The following is a 26355-nucleotide window of genomic DNA, read 5'->3' on the forward strand; positions in this document are numbered from 1 at the left end:
CTTTTAGACCTCTCGGAGGTCGTGGTTTTTGTTTTCCTTCATGGTCAACACTGCAACGAAAGTAATCGCGGTGACAATGATCAGGTAATAACCGACATAAGCCACGGAATACTGGGAAACCAACCAGGTGGCAATAAATGGTGCAATCGCAGCGCCCAAGATAGATGCAACATTGTATGCAATTCCAGAACCCGTGTAACGCACGTTGGTAGGGAAGAGCTCTGGCAAGATCGCAGACATTGGTCCAAAGATCAGACCCATGATGCTCATACCGACCATAAGGAAGATGAAAACGGTGGTCTTTGTTGCAGTTTCTGGATCAAGCAAGAAATTGAACACGGTACCGAACAGCAGCAACAACACAGAAGCTAGAGTTAGCGTGTTTTTACGTCCCCAGACATCGGCTAACCAACCAGAAACTGGCACCATGATGGCGAAGAAAACAATCGTGAGAAGCTGCAATTGCAGGAACTCGAAATAAGGAATGGACAGACCAGTTCCCGCACTGCGGTTACCGATACCGTAGGACAAGATCCATGTCGTGACCAGGTAGAACAAGGTGTAGGTAGACAGCATGATCAGTGTTGCCTGTACCACTGGGCCTGGAGAAGTCTTAAACAGTTCCTTCAGCGGAGACTTAACCTTCTTACCCTGATCAACTGCCTGCTTGAATACTGGGGTTTCCTCCAAAGAGAAACGCACCCAGAGACCAACAGCAATCATCAACGCTGAAGATAGGAATGGCAGACGCCAACCCCAGGTCATGAAAGCTCCATGGAGATCTCCATCTTCGTGAGCAAGTACAGCAACCAAGATCAACATGAAGCCATTGGCTAGGAAGAATCCGAAAGGAGCACCAAGCTGAGGCCACATAGCAGCACGCGCACGGTGGGTAGGCTCAGCATTTTCACCAGCTAAAAGTGCAGCACCAGACCACTCACCACCAAGACCAAGACCCTGGCAAAAACGCATAAGAGCAAGCAACGCTGGTGCGATAATTCCCACCTGATCATAAGTGGGCAAGAGGCCAATCAGAATGGTGGCAATGCCCATCGTGAGCAATGAGCCAATAAGTGTTGCTTTACGACCGACACGATCGCCGAAGTGTCCAAAAACGATAGATCCCAGAGGGCGGGCCACAAAGGCCAAACCGAAGGTAGCGAAAGACGCCAACAAGTTAACTGTCGGGTTGTCGTTGCTTGGGAAAAATAGGCTAGGAAAAACAACAACAGCTGCCGCAGCGTAGGCATAAAAATCATAAAACTCGATTGTTGTGCCAATCGTGGACGCTGCTGCAACCCGACGTTTAGTTTTCTTGTCAATCACAAGAGCTGCTGGCTGGCCGTTCGTTTCAGATGCCGCTAAACCTGCAGAGTGATCAGTTGTGGTCACGAGTCTCATCGCCTCACACAAAATAGATTCCAATAAATACCTATGCGATGTTTCCATAGCCATTTCCCAGAGTCAATCTCACATGTTGGAAATAATTCCAGAATGATTCCATATATTGAGACAATGGAGGGTATGGTTATGGATATAGTGTTGAGTTTTTGAGGGAAACCAAAAATTTTAGGAATGTTAGATAAGCGCTTTGGCTGGGCAGTTTTTCTAGGTAGCTGCACTGGAAAAGCAAAAAGTGCTGCTTACCGAGATGATAAACAGCACTTCAAGATGAAAAATTATTTAGATGGCTCCACAGGAGGCAGAGAGGACCAAGGGAAGTTGATCCACTTATCGGTCTCGCGCCACACATACTCTGGCTGGAACACACTGTTTGGTTTGTGGTAAATAACTGCAGTGCGTACTTCTTCTACCTGATCACCAAGGAAGTCACGAACTAACTCAAGGGTCTTACCGGTATCTGCAACATCGTCTGCAACAAGCACACGCATGCCAGAAAGATCGATAGCCTTTGGAGTTGGAGGCAACATCATTGGTTCTTCCAAGTGCTCGCCGATGTCAGTGTAAAACTCAACATTAATCACCGATACATTCTTAATTCCCAGTGCATAACCAAGTGCACCGCCAATTAGAAGACCACCGCGTGCAATGGAAAGCACACAATCTGGTTTGTAGTCATCGATGATCTCTTGGGCCAGCTCCCGCATAGCTGTTCCGAACAATTCATAGGTCAGGATCTCGCGTTCCTCTATCATGTTTACATATCCTAGTCGGGATCCTCATGGATTCTGCAATATGATCAGTGCTTACTTGATTTCTGCGTAAGTGTATATAGAATCGACTAAGCCCAGACGTTGTATCAGTTTGGTGCCATCACTTCCATTTCGAAGGGGAGTAGTTCCATACAAAGGTGAAAAATCGTTTTTGTGTGAGGTATGTTCGACATACTGGAGTGAGATTTTTGCTCACACCCGGCATACCACCTGAAGCTTTTAGACTGTTTCAGGCGAGCGAGACCTTCGGCGTACACTTCGCCGGGGTCTATTTTTCTGCCCCAGGCACGGCTCATAGGAGAACCATGCCCTTTGCACAAATAATGCTGCTTTCCATTGGTGTTGCCGCCGATGCGTTTGCCTGTTCAGTTGTTCGTGGCACTGTCATCAGAGTAAATCTTTTTAAACGTGCCCTGGTCCTAGCTGGTATTTTTGGGGTCTTCCAAGCAGTAATGCCGTTAATTGGATGGGTAATTGGCCGTTTTTTCGCAGAGATTACATTCATCGCAGAAATTGACCACTGGATCTCATTTGGCCTTCTAGGTGCCGTGGGCGCAAAAATGATCTGGGATGCATTTCATCTTGAAGAAGACGAAGCCATTATTGACGATGGAAGTATCCAATTCAAACCAGCCATTATTCTTGGCTTAGCTACCAGCATTGACGCTTTAGCTGTTGGCATGGGACTTGCCTTTGTAGAACTGTCCATTGCTCAAGTAGCTTTCGCCATGGGAATTGTGACGTTCATCTTGTCACTTGTCGGCGCCTGGATTGGTCACCATGGCGGCGGAAAATTCGGAAAATGGGTCACTGTCTTGGGTGGCATCATCCTCATTGGAATCGGCGCAAGTATCGTCTTCGAGCATTTGTCCGCATAGCTATCCATATAGGTTAAGGTGCACGAAGTGGGAAAAATTGTTGAAATATGGGATCGCTTTCAGATCCCGTTATATATTTTGGCACTCTCAATTGGAGCTGTAGTGGGATTGCAGTTCCCTAGCGCTGCTTCTGTATTTGAAGCTGGAATTAACCCAACTTTGATGGCTTTGCTCTACGCCACCTTTTTGGGAATTCCCCTGACGAGAATTCAGGAGGGCCTACAGGACTTAAAGTTTCTTGCGCTATTACTTGCCGTGAACTTTTTAGCAGTACCACTCGTAGCCTTTGTTTTAAGCCGTTTTATTGCAGCTGACGAGGCACTCCTCATGGGCTTTTTGCTTGTTATCCTTGCGCCTTGTGTGGATTATGTCATTGTATTTTCGGGGCTGGCAGGTGCAGCGCACAGCAAGTTACTTACTGCTACGCCAATTTTAATGCTTGCCCAGATGGTGCTGATACCGATCTTCCTCACGCTTTTTATTGGCCCAGAAACCCTTGGCGCCATAACGCTTGGCCCATTTTTTGAAGCGTTCCTTCTTCTAATCATCATTCCGCTTATTTCAGCTGCTATAACGCAGTGGATAGCAGGGAAGTGGCAGGTAGGACGAGGTATTACCTCGGCTAGTGAATCCTTGATGGTCCCTTTGATGATGCTGACACTATTTCTCGTGGTGGCCTCGCAGATAGCTACATTACGTGGACAATATTTTCACATCATGCAAGTAATCCCGCTGTATGCAGCATTTTTATTAATAATGCTCCCCATTGGTATTGGCGTATCTCGATTGGGCGGTTTGGGGGTTGGAGAAACTCGAGCGCTGGTATTTAGTGGAGCCACGAGAAATTCTTTAGTGGTACTGCCTTTAGCATTATCACTCCCGCCAGGCTTTGAAGTAGTTCCTGTTGTGATAGTTACTCAAACGCTCGTTGAACTTATCGGAATGGTTATCTACGTGCGTTTTATTCCCTTGACTATCCAAGAACCTAGACCTATAGGTAACTCTCAGGAATAGGGTAGTCCTAGAGCAGAAGATCGGGATAGAGTGGCATAGTCATTTAACACATAAATACATCATCAAGAAGGGTGGAGGACCCGAGCACGTGAGTCTTTCAAGCAAAGCTAAAGGAATAGTTGCAGCAATAATCGCTGTCTGGATCGTTGCAATGGCAGGAATAGTGGCACTGGCCGCTAGCAATAATGCCGACAAGACCTTCCCGACAGCAGGTGCACTCGAACAAACTGTTGCAACATTTGATCAACAAGGCTTAAATATCTCCGCCGTCGCATTATCGGACATTTATGGTGAAGAGTATGTCTCTGCAGCGATTCTTTGTGAAGGTACGCCTACAGCAGCTCTTGAGCAATCAATTGGAGTTGATCTTGCAGAACTCAACCTAGATGAATCTGGAGTTCCAGCTGGAGTGTCCTATCTGGCATTAGCTAATCAGTCTGGGGAGATCGTCTTCGACAAGATCGATCGTGCAAATCTAGATCTGTGTGCAACTCCGCTTAATGGTGCATTTAGCGCTTATTCCTTAATGCCTGTGGCCAAGGTCGGCGAAAACTCTTGGGCGCTTGCTAGTTAATTTTTATAAGTAAGGCATCGTAATATCAAGCCCGAACCGACAAGAGATATTGTCTGTTCGGGCTTTTCCGTATCCCATTCACTGACATAATTTTGTCAATGTGACGATATGGGGTGGAGTGGTGTTGCATGTCTGAAATGGCCGTGAAAGGCGATAATTGGGCTCTAGGTGCATTCCGGGAATAATTAGCTGGATATTTCGTCACATTCCTGATTCGTCACAGAAGCCTTTACGTCACAAGTCCAGATTCGTCACATGCGCAGATTGCTGCCGAGATGCGAATCCTTGAATGTGTTGTGAGAGGCTCGGGGATTGAGAATCTTTGAAGCATCGCTCTTAAAATTCTTGGAGAATCTGCGTGCCAATATTTTGCGGTGAGGTGAATCTGCGCGGGAATTTTTTAATCGTGCCACGCATGCCTGAAATCTTTCGCGGCGGAGATGCCGGGCGAGAAAACTAACCATGAAATATTGCCGACGTAGGGCAGAGCCCCTTCCCGGCAAAATGACATAATGTACATTATCGGACAATTGTTAAGATTATTCAGATTGGCGGGGCTTGGTCGGGTTTCCTGGGTTTCCGTATGTTTCCAAGATTTTCTCCGGTGGTAAGTTAAACCGCATGACCTTAACGCTCGTGAAATCAACTCTTGCAGCACTTCAAGACCTTGAGGATCCAAAGATCTTGGCGGTTAACCAACGCCACGGTGATGATCATGCGGTTAATCTCACTAAGCTTCGAGCAATCGCTAAAGATCTGAAAAAGGATCAACCTTTAGCTCGCGAGCTTTGGCGTACAGATAATTCAGCCGCACGATTGGTCTCATTGCTAATTTGCCGCCCTAAAGAATTTGATGTGGATGAGCTTGATCTGATGATCCGCCAGGCACAGACACCGAAGGTTACAGATTGGCTGATTAACTATGTTGTTAAAAAACATCCACTATGGAATGAGCTTCGACTCCGATGGTTGGACGATGAATCGGACAACGTTGCCGCTGCCGGCTGGGCGCTCAATACCCATGCCGTTATTACTAAACCGGATATCCTGGACGATTCGGCAATTCTTGACACTATTGAATCTTTCATGAAAAACGCTACACCTCGCACTCAATGGTCCATGAATGAATGTCTAGCTCAAATAGGTATTCATCGCCCTGAGCTTCGTGCTCGTGCACTTGATATTGGTGAGCGGCTTGAAGTGCTGAAAGATTATCCAACACCGCCTAACTGCACGTCTCCATTTGCTCCAATATGGATTGAAGAGATTGTTCTTCGGCAAAGCAAATAGACCTATTCCCTACCTTTATTTCGTCACATTGACATAATATCCCCGGTTTGTGGGCACCCAAAACACCAGCTAACCTTGTATTTCCTACCCGCGTGATAAATCTGCACTAAACCTACTAATGCACAACACGCATGATTAGCTTGATTTTCCTTTAGCACCCTAAAGACTCCTTAAAACCCTAACGATCATCAAAGGGTTCTTAAAATATCACTGGCATTCGAGGATTTCGGATGTTTCATCAATAGACGTTAAAAGAGAGATTTTCGTGTCACAGACAGTTTCCGCCACTCAACAAGAGCCGTTGAGTCCCACCGGCGTACTGGCTTCATTTAAATTCGCATTGAGCAGTCCGCGTAGATTCCGGACGGAAGTTATAGCCGGTTTAGTCGTTGCACTGGCGCTTATTCCAGAATCCATTGCTTTTTCTGTCCTGGCTGGCGTTGACCCAAAGATGGGTCTTTTTGCTTCGTGCATCATGGCCATCACCATTGCATTTACTGGTGGCCGTCCGGCTATGATTTCCGCGGCTACGGGTGCCGTGGCGCTAGTTATCGCACCCGTTGTTCGTGATCATGGCGTGGAGTATTTCCTGGCCACAGTAATTTTGGCCGGTATCATCCAGATTGGTTTGTCAGTACTTGGCGTAGCAAAGCTCATGCGTTTTATTCCGCGCTCAGTAATGTTGGGTTTTGTTAATGCTTTGGCGTGCCTCGTGTTTTTCGCTCAACTCCCCCATTTGTTTAATGTTCCGTGGATGGTCTATCCGCTGTTTGCCGTGGGTATTGGAATCATGGTGTTGTGGCCGCGTATCACCACTGTGCTGCCTGCTCCGTTGATTGTTATTGTCGCGTTGACTGCGATTGTGTGGATCTTTGGAATTTCTATCCCTAATGTCTCTGACCAGGGAGAACTTCCTTCTTCTTTGCCGGAATTCCTGATTCCTAATGTGCCATTCACGCTGGAAACGCTGCAGATTATTGGTCCATATGCTTTGGGTATGGCACTTGTTGGCCTCATGGAATCATTGCTCACTGCCAAATTGGTGGATGATATCACTGAGGTTCATTCAAATAAATCTCGTGAAGCAGCTGGCCAAGGTATCGCGAATATCATCACTGCATTCTTAGGCGGCATGGGTGGTTGCGCAATGATCGGTCAAACAATGATCAATGTGAAAAACTCTGGCGCACGAACCCGCTTATCTACATTCCTGGCCGGAGCATTTTTGCTGGTCTTGGTCGTGCTTTTGGGCGATATCGTGGGACGCATTCCCATGGCAGCGCTGGTCGCGGTCATGATTATCGTTGCGATAGACACTGCTGATTGGCACTCCCTTAATCCACGCACTTTGAAGTTCATGCCGTTGAGCGAAACCATCGTCATGTTTATCACGATTATCGCTACATTGGCTACCGGAAACCTGGCAGTGGGTGTCATCCTTGGTGTGCTGAGCGCCATGGTCATGTTCGCGCGCAGGATCGCCCACCTGGTGTCCGTGGATCGCACCATTGACAACAACATCAGCACCTATACGGTGAAGGGTCAGCTGTTTTGGGCATCATCGAACGATATGGTGTACTCCTTCGACTATTCCGATGACGCTGACCAGATTATTATCGATCTCACCGCCGCAGAAATTTGGGATGCCTCAACCGTTGCCACTTTGGACAGCATTATTCATAAATATGCTGTCCGCGGCAAAACTGTAGAAATTATTGGGCTTGATGGCCCTAGCCGCGATAGGCTTGAGCGCCTATCAGGCAAGCTGGGTTAGAAGCCCGCTTTTCGACGAACCCCTGCACCCAACTTGCCCCTCATCACTAAGAAGGTTGCACCTCGGCGGTGTACTCTCCGGTACCATTGTCGATCCAGCTGATTACGCCAGACGCAAATTGCTGGGTCCAACCATTATCGGTTGCTTCTTCTGGTGCGGTGGGTAGTCCCACAGATGCGGCAAGTCCACCTTCGTTGATCCAGGATTCACCAATCATGCCAACGAGAGGCTGAGCTCCGCTCTCTTCAGAATTAGCGATGTATCCTTCTGGGAAAGTTACAAGAGCTTCACCGTTGGCCCCTTCTTCAACGGATTCTGGGATACTGAAACCAGCCTTTTCCGCAGCTGTGACAACTGCCGTCGGAATGCTGATCATAGAACCATCAGCGCTTTCTACCTCTGTGGATTCGCCACCTGCTGCAGGATCATCATCTGTACCTGAGCTTGGGCTGGCATCACTTGTCTCTGCACCGGTGGTCTCGGAAGATCCAGTGGCATCATTGATTGCTGATCCCACTGCCGAGGTGCCAGAGCTTGCGGCATCAGATGCACTATTGGCTGCATCTTCGGCTTCAGAGCAAGAGACAACTCCTAGGGATAGTGCGACAGCAGCTGTTCCTGCGAGAATTCTGGTACGCAGTTTCTTATTTTGAAGAGTAATCACGTGCTTCTGCCTTTCTCAAAAGGGATAACAACAAAGTCCATTGTCAGTAATTAACTGGACTAGATGCCACCTTTTTGAGAGATCTTTAATATATAGAGATTGATCCGTGACCTTAATGAAACTTAAGAAACTATAAAAAGTGCTCTAAATCACTATTTTAATTGCCCTTTAGCAGGACAAATGAAAACTCCCCACGCCAAAGTTCATAAATGAAGATGAACTGGACACGGGGAGAGAAAAACTCGGCGTAATTTATGTGTTGCGTTGTTTTTCAACCTCATCGCGGGTTTTATACGCAGTCCATAATTGCCAAGCACTCACAGCGATGAGTAGCACACCGATGAGTCCGAAAATCCATTGTGATTCCCATAGGACAAATCCTGTGAAGCCAAGCAGAATAATAAGCCTGAACCAAAGAGCCGGAATCATCCGTGATGCCATCATGGTTATTTCTCCATCACGATGCGAACGTTAATTTCGCCGGTTTCGTTGATCTTCGCTGCAACAAATTCTGGGGTTTCTACACCAAAATCTAGACGGTTGATCTCGATATCAGAAGCAATGATTACTTGGTTTCCAGTGCGCAGCACGTCGAAGGTAGGCTCCACTGCTTTGGACTTACCGTGAATAGTCAGTTCACCAGGGATAACAACCTGGGCGATTGTTCCGGTATCCGGAAGTGCGGAAAGATCCACAGCATCGGTGACCTCAAAGGTAGCTTCTGGGTACTGATCGGTGTGGAAAAGCTTCATGCGTACATTGATATCGCGTTTTTCCTGATCAGTGGAAATATGGGTCATATCCACAGTCATTAAACCTGAGGTCAATGTATTGTCCTCGATGATCACTTCACCAGAGACATCAATGGTGGATCCTGAGGTAATTTTTTCTTCACCAGGAAGAATTTCCGCAAAGGTAAAACCTGCTGAGGTGGTGTTAGGGATGTTTCCATGCACGACATTCCAGGTGCCATTGACATCAGTAGATGCAGGTGCTGCACCATCGGCGTGAATACCTTCAGTTTTTACACCTGGACCCATGACTAACTGGTAGAGCGTGGGGCCGACCGCGACCGAAGCTAATCCTACGATGAGGATGACAAAGACAACGATAATTAATGTACGGAATTTAATCAGTGGGCTCTCTGTGCGGCGCTCGGCGCCGGCGGGTTTCTTAGAACCGTTACCCTGCATGTTGCTCATTACCTCAACTTCTCAATATTTCGAGCTAATTCCACCATCTCCTGGCACAGTTTCGCGATATCGCGAGCATCTTCCCCATCATTGACAGCTGTGGCGATATCTTCGGCGGCGCACCGGAGTTCAAAGAGAGAATCTTTGAGTTCACTCGCCCGATCAGGCGACATAATCACTGCTTCTGCGGGAATACTTGTGCCGGAGACATTGTTGCGTTGTTCGTAGGCTCGTTGCCTACATGCTTGGCTGCAGTATTTCCTGGGACGTCCTCTACCAGTAGATGCGACGTCTTTGCCGCACCAGGAACACGTCGGTGTTTGCTGGTTTGGATTCAATTTCTGCACCCCCAACACCTTAGTCGATTGTCTCCCATACAACGATTCGGGGCTTTTCGCTATACTGATAGGTCTGATCACATTTCAAGGACATGGCAGCGTGTCGTTTTATTTATACCCAACCGGGTAAACTGTGTGAGACGAATTCTTTTGCGGCTACTTGAAGGCCGCATCCTAGAGGGCAAAGGACTGATACCTAGATGGCAGATCGCGTTCTTCGTGGCAGCCGCATGGGCGCCGTGAGCTACGAAACTGACAGGGACCATGATCTGGCTCCTCGCCAGCTCGTGAAGTATAAGACCGAAGACGGAGACATCTACGAGGTCCCCTTCGCTGATGATGCAGAAATTCCTGAAGAGTGGATGTGCAAGAACGGTAAGCTCGGTACCCTCATGGAAGGTGAGGGTGTTGAGTCTAAGCCGGTTAAGCCGCCACGTACTCACTGGGATATGTTGTGCGAGCGTCGCACAATCGAAGAACTTGATGTGCTGTTGGAAGAGCGCGTTGAGGCCCTTCGTAAGCGTCGTCGTAATGCAGCAAAACTGTTGAAGGCTCAGCAGGAAGCTGAAGAAGCGGAAAAGGCAGAGGCTTAAAAGTCTTTGGTTAAGATTTAAAAAAACTCGGTGTGAATATGATTCACACCGAGTTTTTTTATTATGCAAGCCAGCTGTTGTTCTTCTTGAAGTGTTTCCACTCGTAGTTCATCAGACCAAGCATCTCTTTGGTGAGTTCCTTGGCTTGTCCACCACGGTGCTTTGCGCCCCACTTAGTTACTTCAAGTAGGGAGTCTTTGACAAAGCTGCCATCAAGCTTAGATTCGCCGATTTCGCGTTCGGTGAATGTGATAGGAACTTCGCGAACATCAAAGCCAAGCTCGACGGAGCGGTAAGCGATTTCCACCTGGAAGATGTAACCAGCGTTGGAAAGGTCCTCGAGAGGAAGAGCTTCCAGCACCTCACGTCGAAAAGCGCGGTACCCTGCGGTCATGTCGGTGAGGCCGGCGCCGAGCGCCACGTTGATGTAGACGTTGCCGCCCTTGGACAAGAGCCAGCGGTTCTTAGGCCAGTTAACCACCTTGCCACCTGGGATGTAGCGGGATCCGATGACCAGATCCGCGCCGTTGGCAATTTCAGCGAGCAGCAAGTGCAGCTGCTCTGGTGCGTGGGAGCCATCAGCGTCCATCTCGCAGAGTACCTGGTACTCGCGCTCTAAGCCCCACTGGAAGCCAGCCATGTACGCTGCGCACAGGCCGCCCTTGCCTTCGCGGTGTAGGACAAAGATGTGGTCATCGTTAGCTGCAAGCTCATCAGCGCGATCACCGGTGCCATCAGGGCTGTTGTCATCCACGACAAGAATATGAACCTCAGGAGTTGCTGTGCGCACACGTTCAACGATAAGTGGAAGGTTTTCCAGCTCGTTATACGTTGGAATGATCACCAGCGTCGTAGCATCTACTGCCTCACTGCTCATTTGTGTTGACCTCCTCGTCCCTGAAGGGACGTTAATTAAAAGCTATTTCGCTTTTCGACGATTTGTGGCTGGTTTTTTCGAAGATGCCTGTTTGGCACCTTTTACAGACTTTGAATGGTTATTCATCCGAACGGCAAATAATCCAGCTAGGCTTCCAATGATAACCAACAGCAATTCAACATAGAAACCCACGGTTGCTGCAAGTGTAACTGTTTGCTTCAACGGGATGGTTTCTGTCAAGGTTGCAGCTTCAAAAATTCGAGTATTTTGAGAAACACTTCCATCCGGGTTCACAATGGCTGAAACACCCGATGTAGCTGCAACAACCACTGCCCTATCAAATTCGATGGCACGCATTCGACTCATCGCTAATTGTTGATAGGTCATATCGGTAAAGCCAAAGGTGGCGTTGTTTGTGGGAGTGGTTAAAAATTCAGCCCCGTTAGCAATGGCATCGCGTCCGGCACGGTCAAAAATGACTTCATAACACGTCATAATTCCCACGACTACCCCGCGGCCCAAATTGGCGACGTTCATGGTGACTACTCCGCTACCATCTCCCGGCTGGAAGTTTCCTGCTGCATCTACATAAGGGGAGAAAATACGTAGAAACTCCCGAAACGGCATATATTCACCAAACGGCTGCAAAAACTTTTTATAGTGATAATCAGTGGCGCCTTCATGAGGATCAAACACCTGCATGGTGTTTCTCGGACCAACCTCATCAAGCGTGATCGTGCCCACCAAGATTGGTGCCTGGGCATGATCAACAGCATTGTTGATAATCGTTTGCGCCTGAGCATCAGTAAAAGGATTCACATCAGAAGAATTCTCTGGCCAAATAACCAAATCCACCTGATGATCTAGGTTGAGTGTTTCTCGCGCATGGTTTGCCAAAACAGCTCGGCGTTGCGCATTAAAATCCAACCCCATACGTGGCACATTGCCCTGGATTGCTGCGACTTCAATGCTGTCAGTTCTCGTTCCTGGACGATCTACATACAACGATGAAGCCACCCCAATGATGATAACGCTGGCAGTGACTGCTGCACCCACCAAGCGTTTTTTGGAGATAAACATCAAAGCGACACCAACTGCGGCAAGAACCGTGGCAAAAGTGACAAATGCAGCGCCACCTAGCGCCACTAGGTTAGCCAACGGACCATTAATTTGTCCCCACGCCAGACGCACCCACGCAAAACCACCAAAGGGCCAGGAACTACGCAAGTACTCAACCGCAACATACATCGCCGGAAACAAGAAGACTTTCCAATCTTTCCACCGGCTAATAGCCACGCCGAACGCTCCAAGAGCAATCGAATACAGAGCTTGCACAACCGCAAGCGCAATATACGGTAAGTTGCCCACGAACTCACCGATCCATGGCAACAACAACAGATATGCCACTAAACCATGAACAAAACCCAACAACATACCTTGTTTGATGGTTGGACCTGTAGAAAGGCGTTGTAAAAAGGGTGCGGTCTCGCCTTTCTTCATGCGCTTTTTTGGTGCTCCAACTTGCCATGGAGCAAGCGAAGCAAAAAATAAGGCGATACCGATAATTCCGGCGATGAACCAACCAGTGGGCTCATAGGAGGCAAAGGTAAAAAGCCCACCCAAAACAGCAAGGGCGAGCCGGAAAGATAAAATCACTTATTTTTCACCATCGGATTCATCATCTTCAGGCTTGTTCTTAGGCTGATTATTGGGCCTATTGAAATCTTCTGGTTTTAGGTCTGAAGTCCAGGTTTGGATCTCTTCTTCATCAAGCACAATTGGATCAGCTGCTGGTTGGGCCTCAGGATTAAACGCTGCTCCAAAGTTTCCATACGAAGCTTGGGTTCGATATCCATTGACTGCTTCAAAGCCTCGCACACCCATGTTTTCAATGGCGCCACGCAAACGCTTGGCCAACATTTTGCGGAAGAGCGCTCGGGTAGGTGAAAAAATAAACAGCAGGCCAACGATAGAAGACACAAAACCAGGCATGGCCACCAAAATGGCACCAGCTGCGGTAAGACCAATATTGCCGGCGATTGCCCCAGCACTTCCCTGTCCGGAAGCCTGATGAATGGCGGCACTTCTACTAATACGACGAAGTTCTACACCGGCAAGGAGAAGTCCACCGATGAAGAATAAAGCGAGGAGACCCAAAGCCCAGCCGAAGCCGAGCCACATAACGACACCGATAAAGGCGAGGATCTCAATGATGAAATATGGAATTGCTATTGCTGCAGGCACATGCCCCACCATACCTTTTGCCGTTGCTTGAATGGGAACTATCTCCACCTCTGACATAGAAAAGGGAATTTTCGTCTGATGGATCAACTCATAATCTGGGACAGGTGCTGAGATGTCCTTGTGATGCAAATCCTCGTTCCATATGCCTGGTGAGTTCAGATTCGGAACGAAGATTTGCAGCGTACCCTCGGCAGGATGCAAATCCTCGTTCCACTTTAACGGTTCAGAGGCATCTGGAACGGATCCTTGCAAAGGGAATCCACAGTTAAGGAAAACTGCGATTACATGCGAAAACCATGATCCTTTGTATGGGCTTCTGAGCCCCTTAGAGTCTTGTATCCACACTAATAGTCACTGGAGTAATCTGACCTCTTAAATCACCTATCAGACAAGATGATCCATCAACCAGCCGGAGTACTTTTCCAGGTTTTTAAAATAGGGCCCAAAATGATTCAGTCCGGTACGCCCTGGCACTCGGGGAACCTGCGATTCATGCCACGTTAACGATGCTCCCTTAGCACTCCATTGATCGCGCAGCTCACGAATAGGTTCAATGGGTAAGACATCATCATTGCGGGATCCCCACAGCAGCACTGGGATTGTTGGCGCGATTTGGCCAAGTTTCTGTTTCTCAAATTCTGCAACAACTCGTGGGAGATCATCAAGGATGTCAGCGAGCGGCTCTCCCCGATTAGTCCACGTACTGGTTGTGCTGTATCTGCTTCGAAGGAGGGAACCACCCGCACAGGTGGTGATATTGCTGAGTACATCGCTTTTTCCACGGGAGTTGAGCACGGGCATGATTTCATTGAAGAGCTCAGGAGCACTGGCTCCCAAGCCTGCGATGGCATAGGCAATCACCCCGGTGAGCAATCCCCCATCAACGGTTTTTAGAACACTGAACAGATCTACCGGCGGAGCTCCCACAACAGCGGCCCGTGGATGCAGTTCAGGGGCGTAATCGTGGAGTTGCGCGGCCCAGCCAGTTGCGCCACCGCCTTGGGAAAAGCCCCATAAACCTAGCGGTGCCTCCGGTGACAGGCCTAAGTGCCAGCTGGCGAGGACGGCGTCGAAAAGCGATTTAGCTGCGGCAATGGAATCGCAATAATATTGGATTCCGGCACTTGGGTCGCGGGGATAATCAATGAACACCACATCCATGCCGTGTGCCAAAAACCAGAGGATGACGGGCAGTTCATAGGCCACGATCGCATCGAAAGGCCTGCGGTAGAAAAAGTTGAGGCCGATTGCGCAGGTATGTGAAGGGTCGCAGTGTTGCGCAACACCTTGGGTGGATGGTGCCATCGCAATGACGGGGCGTGGTCCGCGAGTCCAGGGTTGGGCAGAAAATAGGACGGCGCCGGTCGCGGTGATAGCTCGGCCTTGAGAATCGCCAGTGATGTATTCAAAACGGTAGGAACTCGCAGGGTTGGGTTCACCCCGAGCTCCCAAAACTTTCAAGGACGCAGCGTTTACTAAAGTGCCGTGCGCTAAATCGGGTGTCCGTATTACCGCACCAAAATCTGGCACGTTCTCAAAACCAGCTGTCCGTCCCGGACGAGGTGATATTCCCAGCACGCGCCGGGTTACTGCAGCTCCGCCTTGGTGGAGTAATGGTGACAGGGTTCTCCACGTTGCGTGCATATTTCCGGATCGAATGACCACAGTGTCATCGAGGAGTTCATAGCCCATAACCGCCAGGATAGTGGGAAGCGTTTAGAATTACGCCCATGGTAAGCAACTTGGTTTTTCAATCCGTATCCGTTGACGCTGATGTTTCTGTGGGCACGATTCACTTCCCTGCTGGGCATATTCGTGCATCCGAATGGGAAAATTTAGCGGATTGCGCAGAACATGAGGGCGATGGCGCGATTTATCTAACGTCGCTGGCGCAGTGCCACATACGCGGTATCAGCGCGGCCACGGAAGTTCAGCCTTCCGCGACAGTGGTTGCCACACCTGGGCATTTTGTTGAGCTTGCCACTAAGCTTGCCGGCGCAGTGCGCCGCGAAATCACCATCGGGTTGGACGCTGGTGACGGCGCTATTTTAAGCCAGCGCTTCGACCTGGCTTTTTTGCTTGTCGACGCCTCCTTCCATCTCCACATCAACGGCCTTCCTACTCATCACGCCGTTGCCCCAGATAGCGTGGTCACGGTTGCTCAAGAGCTTTCACAGGCGACAGAGCTATCAATGCAGCCAGTTGCTGCGTTGTGTACTCCAGTTGCACCTGTAGCTATTTCTACTCTCGAGAAAAACCCCGCACCGATTGGTTGGTTGGAACATGATGGTGTGGTGTCTTTAGGTGCTGGTATTCCAAGCGGTCGAGTGGAAGCTCGTTTAGCGCGTTTTATTGCTGCTATCGAGGCCGATACTACGATTACCCCATGGAATTCGCTGATCATTCATGATTTACACGAAGGCGTTGCGGAACAAGTGGTGAAGGTTCTCGCTCCCATGGGGTTAGTTTTTGATGCTAATTCACCGCTTCTGGAGACACCGGCTTTGTAACCCGCCATTGATGCACATCGGTATTATCAATGCGGATATGTTTAATCACTCCACCGTATTGCTGGTGCAGTGCATGCACGATATTGATGGTTTCTTGGGTTGATGCTTGCGCAATAAGTTTTCCACCGGGGCGCAGCATCATCCATGCCGTTTCAGGAACCAGATCAATGGCTAGTCCCCTATTCATAAAGATCGCATGAGGGCTTGCTGATTCAGGGCCTTGCACATAACGGATATCTTTAAGTGCTTTCGGTGATAATTCATCTTTGACACTTAATGTGGAGACCCCGCTTCTGCGGGCATTGCGCACACTTAATTCACGGTGCGAAGCGAAGCTAATGGCCTGAGCCTTATGGCCAGCGGCGCGTAGCCAATCACAAGCAACAGCTGCTCCGCTATCGCCAAACGTCCACAGCGTTTGCCCCTGAGTAGGCTCTAAGGCTGTCACTGTTAAGGCACGAAGATCCGCATCGAGCACATCGCCTTCGAAGGGTGCACGTGGAATAGCTGGCCTAGCTCCAACCGCAATCACGTTAAGAACAGACACAGCTACCGGTGGGTGAACCGCAGTGCCGTAAGCAATCTCCTCATCGCTACTGCCCAAATCACTTAAGACAGTAAGTGGAGTCTCCCCCAGCCCGAGTTCCTTTAACAACGTAGCTACTTGTGCCGTGCTGAATTCATCTTTGCCCAATACTAAAAACTGCGCACCAGATTCAATAATCGGAATAAGTGCTTCGATAGGCTCATGACCTAAAGAAATAACTCGCGTGCGGTTGAGTGTCCAGCCCAAGCGTGCACACGCTAAAGATGCTGAGGAAGCAGCCGGAATAATGGTGAGGCGATCCATGCCCAGTACGCGCACCATAGCTGTACCAACACCATAAAACAGCGGATCACCTGAAGCTAAAACCGCCACATGCTGGCCGAGGAAATCCTTAAACAGCGCTTCCAAATCAGGCTGTTTGGTATTGCCTGGCCACGGGCGACGCTCTGCACGAATAGAATCTGGCACGAGATTGAGCTGGCGCCAAGATCCGATAACCACCGAGGCACGTTGCAATGCTTGTTGCGCTTTGAGGCTCAATCCTTCAAAACCATCAGTTCCAATACCAATGAGTGTGATGGATTCTGCAGGCTCTCGTGGCGCTGTCGCTTGAGCAGGATCTTGGGAGTCCCCGACTACAGCAAAATGAGTGCGCTCATGTCCGCGGTCTGCGCTGGTAGCTGAGTGTGGTGCTGGCATCGGTTGGCTCATATCCACTCATTGTAGACAAACACCTGAGAGGCATGGTTAATCTCTTAAAGAGTGCCGCCATAAACTATGGCGTTCTTGCCTGTGTTCTTTTCGGTGTGGAGGGTTTACTGAACCCCGGACGAGCTGAATATTCAAGATTTTCCAAACGCGGACAGTTGATTTCTTGAGCTTTTGACCTCTGCAATAGCGCCACTCCGAGAAAACGCTGCCCCCCCTTGATTCTAGTACCATCAGTAGTACTATATAAAATATGGTGAAACGCATCGAAGATCTCATCAATAAGATGCGAGATTCTCCCAAAAATGTACGTTTTACGGAGTTGGAAAAGGTTTGCGATCACTTCTTTGAGAAACGCCGATCACAGGGAACCTCACATCGAACTTATAAGACACCCTGGGTGGGTGATCCTCGCGTTAATATCCAAAATGATGGGGGAAAAGCTAAGCCCTACCAGGTGCACCAAGTTCTCCAAGCCGTAGAAAAATTGCAGAACCAGAACTTATGAAAGGAAGCGTCTCGTATTATGAATTCTGAAAAATATACCTACCAGGTTTCCTGGTCCGAGGAAGATCACGAGTACGTCGCCACCGTACTGGAATTTCCTTCCCTCTCCTGGTTGGCATCTACGCGTCAAGAAGCAGAAAACGGCTTAGTCAGCCTAGTTTCCGAGATTTTGGAAGACATGGTTGAATCTGGAGAAAACGTTCCAACTCCCCTGGGTGAGCGTTCCTATTCTGGAAAATTTAACGTCCGTACCTCACGTTCTCTTCACCGCAAGCTAGTAATGGAAGCTCAAGCGGAAGGCGTATCGCTTAATACCTGGATCAACCAAAAACTCGCCTCTGCCTGATGATGATTTTGCTGTGATGCATCCGCCACATGCCCCCTGGCTCTCTGTATAAAACTCCAGAGAGTCAGGGGGCATCGGGCATCACCATCTGCCCGTTCCATAATCAGGGTGCCGTAACTGATCCATTATTGTTCTGCCGCTCAAAATCTATGGATCTTATCTGCACCCAACTAACTAGCGAGGCATCTTTCGCCAGATAACTCGAGGCACAAGACGCATAATCCACGCTAGTACTCGTAAACGGCCAGGAATCCACAGTGTCGTGCTGGATTTCTTCGTGTGATAAGCATGCACAACTGCCTCAGCGACATCGTGTGGATACACCGACATTGGTGCAGGGCTCATACCTTCTGTCATGGAACCAATCACAAAACCAGGTCGCGCAATAATCAACCGCACTTTAGTGCCATGCAGTGCGTCTGCCAGTCCTTGGCAAAATGCATCAAGTCCAGCTTTTGTGGATCCGTAGACATAGTTCGCCCTACGTGCACGCCATCCTGCAATTGAGGAAAATGCAACGATCGCGGAGCCACTTTCCTGTGCACGGAGCTTCTCTGCAAGGACCGTGAGCATGGAGATCTGTGCAGTGTAATCCACTGTCGCGATCTCTATCGCGTGAGATTCATCAGATTCGGCGGTCTCTTGGTCACCTAAGATGCCAAAAGCAACCACCGCTAGAGAGATCTCTCCTGATTTTTCTTGGGCTTGGGTGATCAGCGTGCGGTGAGTCTCGAGTGCGGTGGCATCAAAGTGAAGGACATGAACTTGAGCTGCTCCACGTTCCTTCAATTGTTGCACCAACCCGTGGACAGCTTCAGGCCGTCGAGCGGCTAAGACAACGTCTTGGCCTGCACACGTCAGTGTGGCGATCTCACCGGCGATATCTGAAGTTCCGCCCAGAATCAGAATGCTCAACGCAATTCCTTTGGCTGGTTGTTCAAGGTTTCGCAGCCGTTCTCAGTCACCACAACGATATCCTCGATGCGGGCACCGTGGATACCTTCGATGTAGATACCTGGCTCAATAGAAAATGCCATTCCAGCTTCCAAAACCAAGGTATTACCCGCCATGATGAAAGGCTCTTCATGTGTGGAAAGGCCGATGCCGTGGCCAGTGCGGTGAATGAAGTACTCACCGTATCCTGCTGCCGCAATGTGATCACGAGCTACTGCATCAACAGATTCTGCAGTTACACCAGGGCGAACATGCGCTACAGCAGCAAGCTGTGCCTCGTAGAGGACTTCGTAGAACTTAGAGAACTCAGGATCTGCAGCTTCTGGATTACCGCCCACGATATAGGTACGAGTGCAATCGGAGTGGTAGCCAGTGCCGAAGGTGCCTCCGATATCGACAACCACGATATCGCCGTTACGTAGAACACGATCAGAGAAGCTGTGGTGAGGGTTCGCACCGTTAGGGCCAGAGCCGACGATGATGAAGTCCACAGCGGTGTGCTCTTCAAGGATCAACGCATTGAGCTGTTCTGCAACCTCTGCTTCGCTGCGTCCATCTTGAAGCAATGCTGGAACCTTGGCATGGACGCGGTCAATAGCGGCACCGGCACCACGAAGCTGGTCAATTTCTGCCTCGTCTTTAGAGACAAAGAGCTCTTTAAGCACCTGCACAGCCAGTTCCATACGGCACGAAGATCCCACCAGATTCTGGATCGGGATCAAATGATCAGCAGTAATGGATGATCCAATACCCAAAGCCTTAAACTCTGATGCCCTCAAAGCCTGAACCGCCAACTCGTGGGCGTCTTCGCCGTCAACCCATCCTTGGACAGTGATATCCAGATCAGGGACTGCAGAAAGTGCCAGATCGCCGCGGTCAACGGCAGGGAGAATGATGCTGGCTGTGCCCTGTGCTGGAATAACCAACGCAGTGAGACGCTCATGGGTGGAGATCCAACTGCCAGTGAGATATGCCAGTTCCGCTCCCGTGCCGATGATGAGGCCATCAAGACCTGCTGCGCGTGCGCCTTCCTGCGCGTGTAAAAGTCGTTCTGCATATACCTGGGAGGGAAAATTAGTACTCATAAACTCCAACCCTAGTAGCCTAGGCAGGTGTGCGATCAAACCACACTGTCAGAATCAGATCTGCTGGCCACTACGCTAGCGGTTTATTAATCACGGAAAAGCACGTCACAGGCCTCTTAAGCCTTCGAGAAGGCCAAATTTCAGAACGTGCCACATTTATTCTCACAGCGGATCATTTTCTGCGCACTGCTGGATCCGTGATCTCTATCCGAGGAAAAAATTTCAGTGCCACGGCTACCCAGAGCTTGTCTGTCTTTGGTACAGATCTGGGTTTGATCAAAATTGATGGAAAAGCACCCACCATGCAGCTTCCGCTTATCTCAAATAAACCCTTGTGTATAGGCATGAAAACCACCACCTTTGGTTTTGGTGGTCTGCCCTCTGCCACAGTGCCAAAAGAAATTAGCGGCCGAGTTATCTCAGCAATCCGCTACGGAGTATCCCGAAATCGCGCCACGAGAGTCCAGTACGGTGCCTTGATCTTCAATTCCCCTCACAAGGCCGTGAAAGGTGATTCCGGCGGACCTATCCTGGTAAAAGGACAGGTCGCCGGAATTCAATCAATGATCTCTGATCCTGGCGGCTACAACACTGGAATAGCTACAGCTGCCTCATTAACCCAGCATATTCCAGCTATAGCTCACGCCATGGAACTCCTGAAACAGGACTAAACCACCACCTTAAGAACCAATCGCTACAACACCACGCCTAATCGCATCGATAGCTTGGCGTGCAGTCCTGGTGGTGTCCTCTGCATAAGCAGTTTTGGCAATTTGTTCCAGCAAATCAATAACCTGGCGGCACCAACGCACAAAGTCACCAGGAGTAAGCTCTGCACCATTTTCCGCAGCAGCAGCCATACAATATCCCAGTGGAGCGCCAGAAGCCCACTGATGAATCGCAGTAGCAAAACCAGCTTCAGGCTGACGCGTAATCGGCAGTCGGTGACGTTTCTCATCATCTACCAACTCACCCCAAATACGCTCCACGCTATTCATAGAATCAGCCATGGCCTCTGTAACAGCTTGTGCTTCCCCACCAGTTTCCCGACGGTTCTCAAATGTACACATGCTCACCACACCGGCGAGCTCAGCAGGATCAAGATTATCCCAAATACCGCGCTTCAAACACTGCGCAACCAAAAGATCTGTATCGCTGTGGATCTTAGCCAAACGCTCACCCTCATCAGTGATCACTGGGTTAGTTGGATCTGTGTAATCCACATAATCCATTTCACTCAACAGCGATAAGATGCGCTCAAATGTCCTACCCAGTGTCTCTTTAGCCTTATCCACATTGCCCGTGAGCTTCGACAGATCACGCTCTTTACGGATCATGCGCTCCGCAGTACGAGCCAAATGCTCCCGATCAGGCCAATGATGTGCCTCATGATCACGAATAGCATTACGCAACGTAGTTACAGTTTCAGAAGGTCGGACACGAGCAAATTCGCGCATCTTATTAGGTCGCTTGAAATGCTCACGTCGGAATTGTTCTTGGACGCGCCGGGCATGGCGTCGTGGCTCTTCAATTGCCTGGCGTGTCAGACGCATATGTCCAATGGCAATGGGCGGGTTGGTGAAGGATTCTGCATCAATGCGACCAGACCAGCCTGATTCGGTGGTGATCCATGGACGCGGGTCCCTGCTTTGATTCGCTGGTGTCATCACCACGGCCAAGACGGGACGCTTACGCCCAGGCATCGCGATAACATCGCCAATTTGCAGTTTGGCCAACACACGAACGGTTTCTACATTGCGGTCTTCGAGGCTTTGTTTACGGTTGAGTTTTTCTTCCTCATTGAGTTCGCGTCGCAGCTGCATATAGTCCACAAAAACATCAACTGCGTCTTGGTCTTCGCGTACCGCAGGGTTGGTAGCAGTGATCTCCTTGTGTAGCTGGGCACGAAGTTCTGCCACCTTGGCTTCTGCTCTTTCGATTTCACGAACATCGCCCACAACAGAACCATCTGCTTGGAACTGTGCGAAAGATTTTTCCAACAGGCGCAGTGATGGCTCATAACCGATGGTCTTGAGCAGATTCACCGACATGTTGTATCCCGGCTGGAAGGTAGAGACCAAAGGATAGGTGCGCGTAGAGGCAAGACCTGCCAACCACCGTGGATCTAGCGCTGGTGACCACTGCACCACAGCGTTACCCAAGGTATCGATGCCTCGTCGACCAGCACGACCGGTCAGCTGAGTGTATTGACCTGGAGTCAGATCCACATGGCCTTCACCATTGAATTTGACCATTTTTTCCAACACCACGGTGCGCGCTGGCATGTTGATGCCCAATGCGAGAGTCTCAGTAGCAAAGACCGCACGCACGAGTCCCTTAACAAAGAGCTCTTCCACAATATGCCTAAACGCAGGCAACATTCCGGCATGGTGAGCTGCAAAGCCGCGCATGAGGGCAGCACGCCACTGTTTGAAGTTCAGTACCTGGAGATCTTCTTCAGGGATACCGACAACACCGGCGTCAACAATGCGTGCGATCTCTTCTGCTTCAGCCTGATCAGTGAGTACCAATTTGGACCGCAGGCACTGGAACATCGCGCCATCGCATCCTGCGCGAGAGAAAATAAAGGTAATCGCGGGAAGCATGTTGATGCCCTTGAGGATGCTCAGCACTTCAGGTCGGCCCAGTGGCCTGTGGCGATCTTGTTCCCGGGGCTTGCCCGAGCGTGGTTCTGGGCTATCGCCCTTACTGCGCGCGCGAAAACCTTCACCGGAACGATAAGCGGAACGCCCCTGCTCGCTTTGCGGCTTGTTGAGACGATCAATAGTGGCCTCAAGCTGCTTATTCACTCGGCCATCAGTACCTGGTTCAAACAGCGGCATGACTTTGCGCTGCACCATCATGTACTGATCCAGCGGAACTGGTCGGTGATCGGTGACAATCACGCGTGTATCACCGCGAACAGTAGTCAGCCATTCACCGAACTCTTCAGAGTTGGACACGGTGGCAGATAGTCCGATGATGTTTACGGAATCATCCAGGTTAAGGATGACTTCTTCCCACACCGCACCTCGTGAGGCATCAGCAAGGAAGTGGATCTCATCCATCACCACGTGGCTCAGGCGCTCTAGCGCAAACGAGCGTGCGTAGATCATATTGCGCAGCACTTCGGTGGTCATGACAACGATGTCTGCATCATGGTTGATGGATACATCACCAGTGAGCAAGCCGACGGCATCCGAGCCGTGTTTCGCGACTAAATCGTGGTATTTCTGATTGCTCAGTGCTTTGATCGGGGTGGTATAAAAGCACTTTGTCCCTCGCGATAATGCGAGGGACACTGCGAATTCTCCAACGATGGTTTTGCCGGCGCCGGTGGGCGCACACACTAACACACCGTGGTCTTCTTCGACGGCCTGGCAGCCTTTGATCTGGAAGTCATCCAGATCAAAACCCAGATCCGTAACAAACTCTAAAAGATGGGTGCCCTTATCGGCAGAAAAACTCATGCCTCTAAGGGTACCTGGCTAGGTCCTAGAGCACGTCACCGAAGTCGGCGCGCCCAGTCTTATAGCTTATCGACGCCTCATTGCTGGGATTATTCATCTCGGAGGGAGCCACTGGTGTAGGGGTGCTCACCGGGCGTGGTGCATCTTCTCCACCTGATGATGTATCTAGTGGAGATGCAGAAAGATCATCACTATCCAACCATTCTGGACGTTTCTTCGCACGACGTTTGTCATTGAAACGACAGAATTGAATAGCCAATTCCACCAGCACAGTCAGAGACAATGCCAACACCAGCATGGTGAATGGATCTTGTCCTGGAGTCATGAACGCCGCGAAAACGAACAAGATCATGATGATCATACGTCGTTTGTCCTTGATGGCGTCATAGGTCAAAATTCCCACAACATTGAGCATGCCGATGACCAATGGAACCTCGAAGCTCACACCGAAAATCATGAGCAAGGCAAGAAGGAAGTTGAAATACCTTTCACCGGTTAGTGCTGCAGCTTGAGTATCGCCGCCAATGGTCAGCAAGAATTCCAAACCATAGGAAACAACGAAATACGCAAGAACTGCGCCACCGACAAAAAGTAGCACTGCGATAGAGACAAAAACGGCAGTATAGCGACGCTCATTTTTCATCAAACCTGGGGTGATAAAACCCCAGAGCTGGCTAAGCCACACAGGAGATGCCAGTACTAGACCGACTAATGCCGATACTTTAAGACGCAGCATGAAGGGATCAAAGGGACCAGTTGCCAGCAAACGGCATTCATCAGATTCACTAAATGCATAGCGGGCTTCGGCAGGCAAAGAACAATAGGGATCTCGCAGCAGCTCACCCAATGTGGGAAAAGAAAGGAACGAAGAGTCGTACCAAATGAAGCCCACAACTGTGCCGATAAGAATTCCCGCTAAGGAAATCAGTAGACGGCGCCGAAATTCTTTGATGTGTTCAACAATGGACATATCTCCTGTGGGAGACTTTTTCTTCCGCTTTGACAGAACTCGCCGGGGACGCTTAACAACCTCGGCGTTGGTTAACTCAGACAATTTTCTTTAACGTCCTACCCGCGCTCTAAAAATAAACTACGACGCACCGCAACAAAGAGTGACTGTTACGGTGCGATGACATGAACTTGAATGGCTCTGAAAACTTAGGCAGAGCGGTTTGGATCTTCGTAGTTCTGACGGTAGTCAGGAGCCTGAGGTGCTTGAGGTGACTGAGGAACCTGTGGGTTCTGAGGCTGCTGGACCTGCTGGACCTGCTGGCCCTGGTAGTGCTGCTCGAAGTTTGGCTGCTGCACAGGCGCAGGCGCCGTGATTTGATTTGGAGCAACCTGGTTTTGTGGCTGCTCTGGCGTCTCATCGTCCTTGTTCATTTCTTTAACTTCAGACTTAAAGATGCGCATGGAACGGCCGATGGAACGTGCTGCATCGGGAAGCTTCTTCGCGCCAAAGAGCACGATGATCAGCAGAACAATGATTCCGATTTCCCAAGGTCCTAGGGACATGTGGTCTACTCCAAATTCACATAAAACAAGCTTTTTACCTCTAAAAAGCGGTGTGATCACGACTTTTTAGAAATAAAACTTGTATAACAGATAACGTTGCGTCTTACTCTGGGTCTTACTCTACGTCACGATCATACGCTGACAAACCATTAATAGCCTTTTGGTTTATACATTTTTTAAGATCTTTTGGCGCAATTACTTTCAGATGCTCAGCATGACCGATAGCGAAGCGAATGAACCACTCCCTAGAGAGCAGGGGAAAGACAACGGTGTACCAACGGCTACCACTGCTGTCGTGGTGTGGTTCCGCATCGGTAGCGATATACATAGCCATATAGTTGGCGAGCCACATAGCATCCTCGCGCAGCAAAAATGTCACAATATCGGATGCTTTAGCAAACTCAAAAGGATCTGCAGTAGATACTTTTAAACCTTTGCGCGGACGTACGGCAGCCACATCTAAAAGGATAATATCGTGGATGCGATCGAGCCGGAATGTCCGCCAATCCGCTGCCTCTTGTTCCCAAGCTTTGATATATGTCTCACCTTCATGGGTGAAGATATGGCCGGGGCTCACGTTTCTGATACTCGTGTTATCTGATTTATGTGAATGGTACTGAAAGCTCACTTGCTTATGTTGATCCATTGCTTCACGGATTGTGCTGAGTGTTTCTACTCCGAGGTCTTCACCGGTGGAATCAAAAACAGTGGTCGCGTGCTCCCCCATGAGTACACGTAATTTTTGCGCAGCAGTTACTACTGCGTCCTGTTGCGCAATACCCGGGAGTGATTCCAAAGATTCTAAGGTTAAGAGTAAGACACCAGCTTCAGTTGGTGTGAGGCGCAAGGGTTTATCCATGCCTTGAGCATTATAGATTTTTACTTGCTTGAAATCGTGTTCCAACTCCACTAAATCACCAGGTAAAAGCCCCGGTAGGCCACACATCCATAACCGGTTGAGGTCTTCCATGATTTGGGTAGGCGGTTGGCCCAAATCACGCGCGGCCTCCATGACTGTGCGTCCTTTATATCTGCTGAAATAGGGCAATAAATTTAACTGCCGTGCCAGATCACTGACTTTATTCGAGGATTTTGGCATC

At 49.5% G+C, this 26355-nt stretch carries 26 protein-coding genes; 9 read left to right on the forward strand and 17 right to left on the reverse strand.

The window, feature by feature from the left end; genetic code table 11:
- Nucleotides 1-3: 3 nt before the first annotated feature.
- Nucleotides 4-1392, reverse strand: coding sequence for an MFS transporter (locus ccrud_RS07115; protein ID WP_066565634.1), 1389 nt, complete (start codon nt 1390-1392; stop codon nt 4-6).
- Between the two features lie 287 nt (nt 1393-1679).
- Nucleotides 1680-2156: a phosphoribosyltransferase gene (locus ccrud_RS07120; protein ID WP_066565636.1), complete on the reverse strand. Its 477-nt coding sequence runs from the start codon at nt 2154-2156 to the stop codon at nt 1680-1682.
- Nucleotides 2157-2479: 323 nt separating this feature from the next.
- Between ccrud_RS07120 and ccrud_RS07130 the strand changes: the two genes are divergently transcribed.
- The 5 genes from ccrud_RS07130 to ccrud_RS07150 all read left to right on the forward strand — a co-directional run bounded on the left by ccrud_RS07130 (nt 2480) and on the right by ccrud_RS07150 (nt 7704).
- Complete coding sequence (locus tag ccrud_RS07130) at nt 2480-3052, forward strand: manganese efflux pump MntP (RefSeq protein WP_066565638.1); 573 nt, start codon at nt 2480-2482, stop codon at nt 3050-3052.
- Between the two features lie 27 nt (nt 3053-3079).
- Complete coding sequence (locus tag ccrud_RS07135; protein WP_066565639.1) at nt 3080-4066, forward strand: arsenic resistance protein; 987 nt, start codon at nt 3080-3082, stop codon at nt 4064-4066.
- Nucleotides 4067-4154: 88 nt separating this feature from the next.
- A complete protein-coding gene (locus tag ccrud_RS07140; protein WP_066565641.1) occupies nt 4155-4640 on the forward strand; it encodes a hypothetical protein in 486 nt (161 codons plus the stop codon).
- Between the two features lie 621 nt (nt 4641-5261).
- The gene (locus ccrud_RS07145; protein WP_066565644.1) at nt 5262-5930 is read left to right on the forward strand and encodes a DNA alkylation repair protein; all 669 of its coding nucleotides are present in this window, start codon (nt 5262-5264) and stop codon (nt 5928-5930) included.
- Between the two features lie 340 nt (nt 5931-6270).
- Complete coding sequence (locus ccrud_RS07150; RefSeq protein ID WP_211271336.1) at nt 6271-7704, forward strand: SulP family inorganic anion transporter; 1434 nt, start codon at nt 6271-6273, stop codon at nt 7702-7704.
- A gap of 46 nt (nt 7705-7750) precedes the next feature.
- Here the strand turns inward: ccrud_RS07150 and ccrud_RS07155 are convergent, their stop codons facing one another.
- The 4 genes from ccrud_RS07155 to ccrud_RS15215 all read right to left on the reverse strand — a co-directional run bounded on the left by ccrud_RS07155 (nt 7751) and on the right by ccrud_RS15215 (nt 9917).
- Nucleotides 7751-8368 (reverse strand): LGFP repeat-containing protein, encoded by a 618-nt coding sequence (locus ccrud_RS07155; protein WP_074025457.1) that lies wholly within the window; start codon nt 8366-8368, stop codon nt 7751-7753.
- 252 nt (nt 8369-8620) lie between these two features.
- Nucleotides 8621-8812 carry a hypothetical protein gene (locus tag ccrud_RS07160; RefSeq protein WP_066565645.1) on the reverse strand — a complete coding sequence of 64 codons (192 nt, stop codon included), beginning with the start codon at nt 8810-8812 and terminating at the stop codon, nt 8621-8623.
- A 2-nt stretch (nt 8813-8814) separates the two neighbouring features.
- Complete coding sequence (locus ccrud_RS07165; protein WP_066565646.1) at nt 8815-9570, reverse strand: YceI family protein; 756 nt, start codon at nt 9568-9570, stop codon at nt 8815-8817.
- Complete coding sequence (locus ccrud_RS15215; RefSeq protein WP_082868797.1) at nt 9570-9917, reverse strand: hypothetical protein; 348 nt, start codon at nt 9915-9917, stop codon at nt 9570-9572. The genes ccrud_RS07165 and ccrud_RS15215 overlap by 1 nt, the downstream gene beginning before the upstream one ends.
- A gap of 182 nt (nt 9918-10099) precedes the next feature.
- On the opposite strand from ccrud_RS15215, the gene ccrud_RS07170 reads away from it, so the two are divergent.
- A complete protein-coding gene (locus tag ccrud_RS07170) occupies nt 10100-10492 on the forward strand; it encodes an RNA polymerase-binding protein RbpA (protein ID WP_066565647.1) in 393 nt (130 codons plus the stop codon).
- 61 nt (nt 10493-10553) lie between these two features.
- Here ccrud_RS07170 and ccrud_RS07175 read toward each other — a convergent pair whose 3' ends face one another.
- From ccrud_RS07175 to ccrud_RS07190, 4 genes are all read right to left on the reverse strand, one after another.
- A complete protein-coding gene (locus ccrud_RS07175; RefSeq protein WP_066565650.1) occupies nt 10554-11369 on the reverse strand; it encodes a polyprenol monophosphomannose synthase in 816 nt (271 codons plus the stop codon).
- A gap of 42 nt (nt 11370-11411) precedes the next feature.
- Nucleotides 11412-13025, reverse strand: a complete 1614-nt coding sequence (gene lnt / locus ccrud_RS07180) for an apolipoprotein N-acyltransferase (RefSeq protein WP_066565652.1) — start codon at nt 13023-13025, stop codon at nt 11412-11414.
- Nucleotides 13026-13613 (reverse strand): FxsA family protein, encoded by a 588-nt coding sequence (locus tag ccrud_RS07185; protein WP_066569686.1) that lies wholly within the window; start codon nt 13611-13613, stop codon nt 13026-13028.
- 384 nt (nt 13614-13997) lie between these two features.
- Complete coding sequence (locus ccrud_RS07190; RefSeq protein ID WP_066565653.1) at nt 13998-15305, reverse strand: lipase family protein; 1308 nt, start codon at nt 15303-15305, stop codon at nt 13998-14000.
- A gap of 38 nt (nt 15306-15343) precedes the next feature.
- Between ccrud_RS07190 and ccrud_RS07195 the strand changes: the two genes are divergently transcribed.
- Nucleotides 15344-16123, forward strand: coding sequence for a hypothetical protein (locus tag ccrud_RS07195; RefSeq protein ID WP_066565654.1), 780 nt, complete (start codon nt 15344-15346; stop codon nt 16121-16123).
- Here the strand turns inward: ccrud_RS07195 and cbiE are convergent.
- Entirely contained in the window at nt 16089-17381 is a 1293-nt protein-coding gene (cbiE, locus tag ccrud_RS07200) for a precorrin-6y C5,15-methyltransferase (decarboxylating) subunit CbiE (RefSeq protein WP_245670185.1), read from the reverse strand. The genes ccrud_RS07195 and cbiE overlap by 35 nt on opposite strands.
- A 523-nt stretch (nt 17382-17904) precedes the next feature.
- Here cbiE and ccrud_RS07210 point away from each other — a divergent pair.
- The gene (locus ccrud_RS07210; RefSeq protein ID WP_066565658.1) at nt 17905-18231 is read left to right on the forward strand and encodes a type II toxin-antitoxin system HicB family antitoxin; all 327 of its coding nucleotides are present in this window, start codon (nt 17905-17907) and stop codon (nt 18229-18231) included.
- 174 nt (nt 18232-18405) lie between these two features.
- Here ccrud_RS07210 and ccrud_RS07215 read toward each other — a convergent pair whose 3' ends face one another.
- A complete protein-coding gene (locus ccrud_RS07215) occupies nt 18406-19146 on the reverse strand; it encodes an SDR family oxidoreductase (RefSeq protein WP_066565660.1) in 741 nt (246 codons plus the stop codon).
- Nucleotides 19143-20270 (reverse strand): M24 family metallopeptidase, encoded by a 1128-nt coding sequence (locus ccrud_RS07220; RefSeq protein ID WP_066565664.1) that lies wholly within the window; start codon nt 20268-20270, stop codon nt 19143-19145. The genes ccrud_RS07215 and ccrud_RS07220 overlap by 4 nt, the downstream gene beginning before the upstream one ends.
- 29 nt (nt 20271-20299) lie before the next feature.
- On the opposite strand from ccrud_RS07220, the gene ccrud_RS07225 reads away from it, so the two are divergent.
- Nucleotides 20300-20941: a S1C family serine protease gene (locus ccrud_RS07225; RefSeq protein WP_066565669.1), complete on the forward strand. Its 642-nt coding sequence runs from the start codon at nt 20300-20302 to the stop codon at nt 20939-20941.
- A gap of 9 nt (nt 20942-20950) precedes the next feature.
- Here the strand turns inward: ccrud_RS07225 and ccrud_RS07230 are convergent, their stop codons facing one another.
- The 4 genes from ccrud_RS07230 to ccrud_RS07245 form a co-directional block, all read right to left on the reverse strand.
- Entirely contained in the window at nt 20951-23740 is a 2790-nt protein-coding gene (locus tag ccrud_RS07230) for a DEAD/DEAH box helicase (protein ID WP_066565670.1), read from the reverse strand.
- A 25-nt stretch (nt 23741-23765) separates the two neighbouring features.
- Nucleotides 23766-24710, reverse strand: a complete 945-nt coding sequence (tatC, locus tag ccrud_RS07235; RefSeq protein WP_066565672.1) for a twin-arginine translocase subunit TatC — start codon at nt 24708-24710, stop codon at nt 23766-23768.
- Nucleotides 24711-24898: 188 nt separating this feature from the next.
- Nucleotides 24899-25255 carry a Sec-independent protein translocase subunit TatA gene (gene tatA / locus ccrud_RS07240; RefSeq protein ID WP_066565676.1) on the reverse strand — a complete coding sequence of 119 codons (357 nt, stop codon included), beginning with the start codon at nt 25253-25255 and terminating at the stop codon, nt 24899-24901.
- Nucleotides 25256-25370: 115 nt separating this feature from the next.
- Complete coding sequence (locus tag ccrud_RS07245; protein WP_066565677.1) at nt 25371-26354, reverse strand: helix-turn-helix transcriptional regulator; 984 nt, start codon at nt 26352-26354, stop codon at nt 25371-25373.
- Between the last annotated feature and the right edge of the window lies 1 nt (nt 26355).

Source organism: Corynebacterium crudilactis, assembly GCF_001643015.1.
Lineage (GTDB): Bacteria > Actinomycetota > Actinomycetes > Mycobacteriales > Mycobacteriaceae > Corynebacterium > Corynebacterium crudilactis.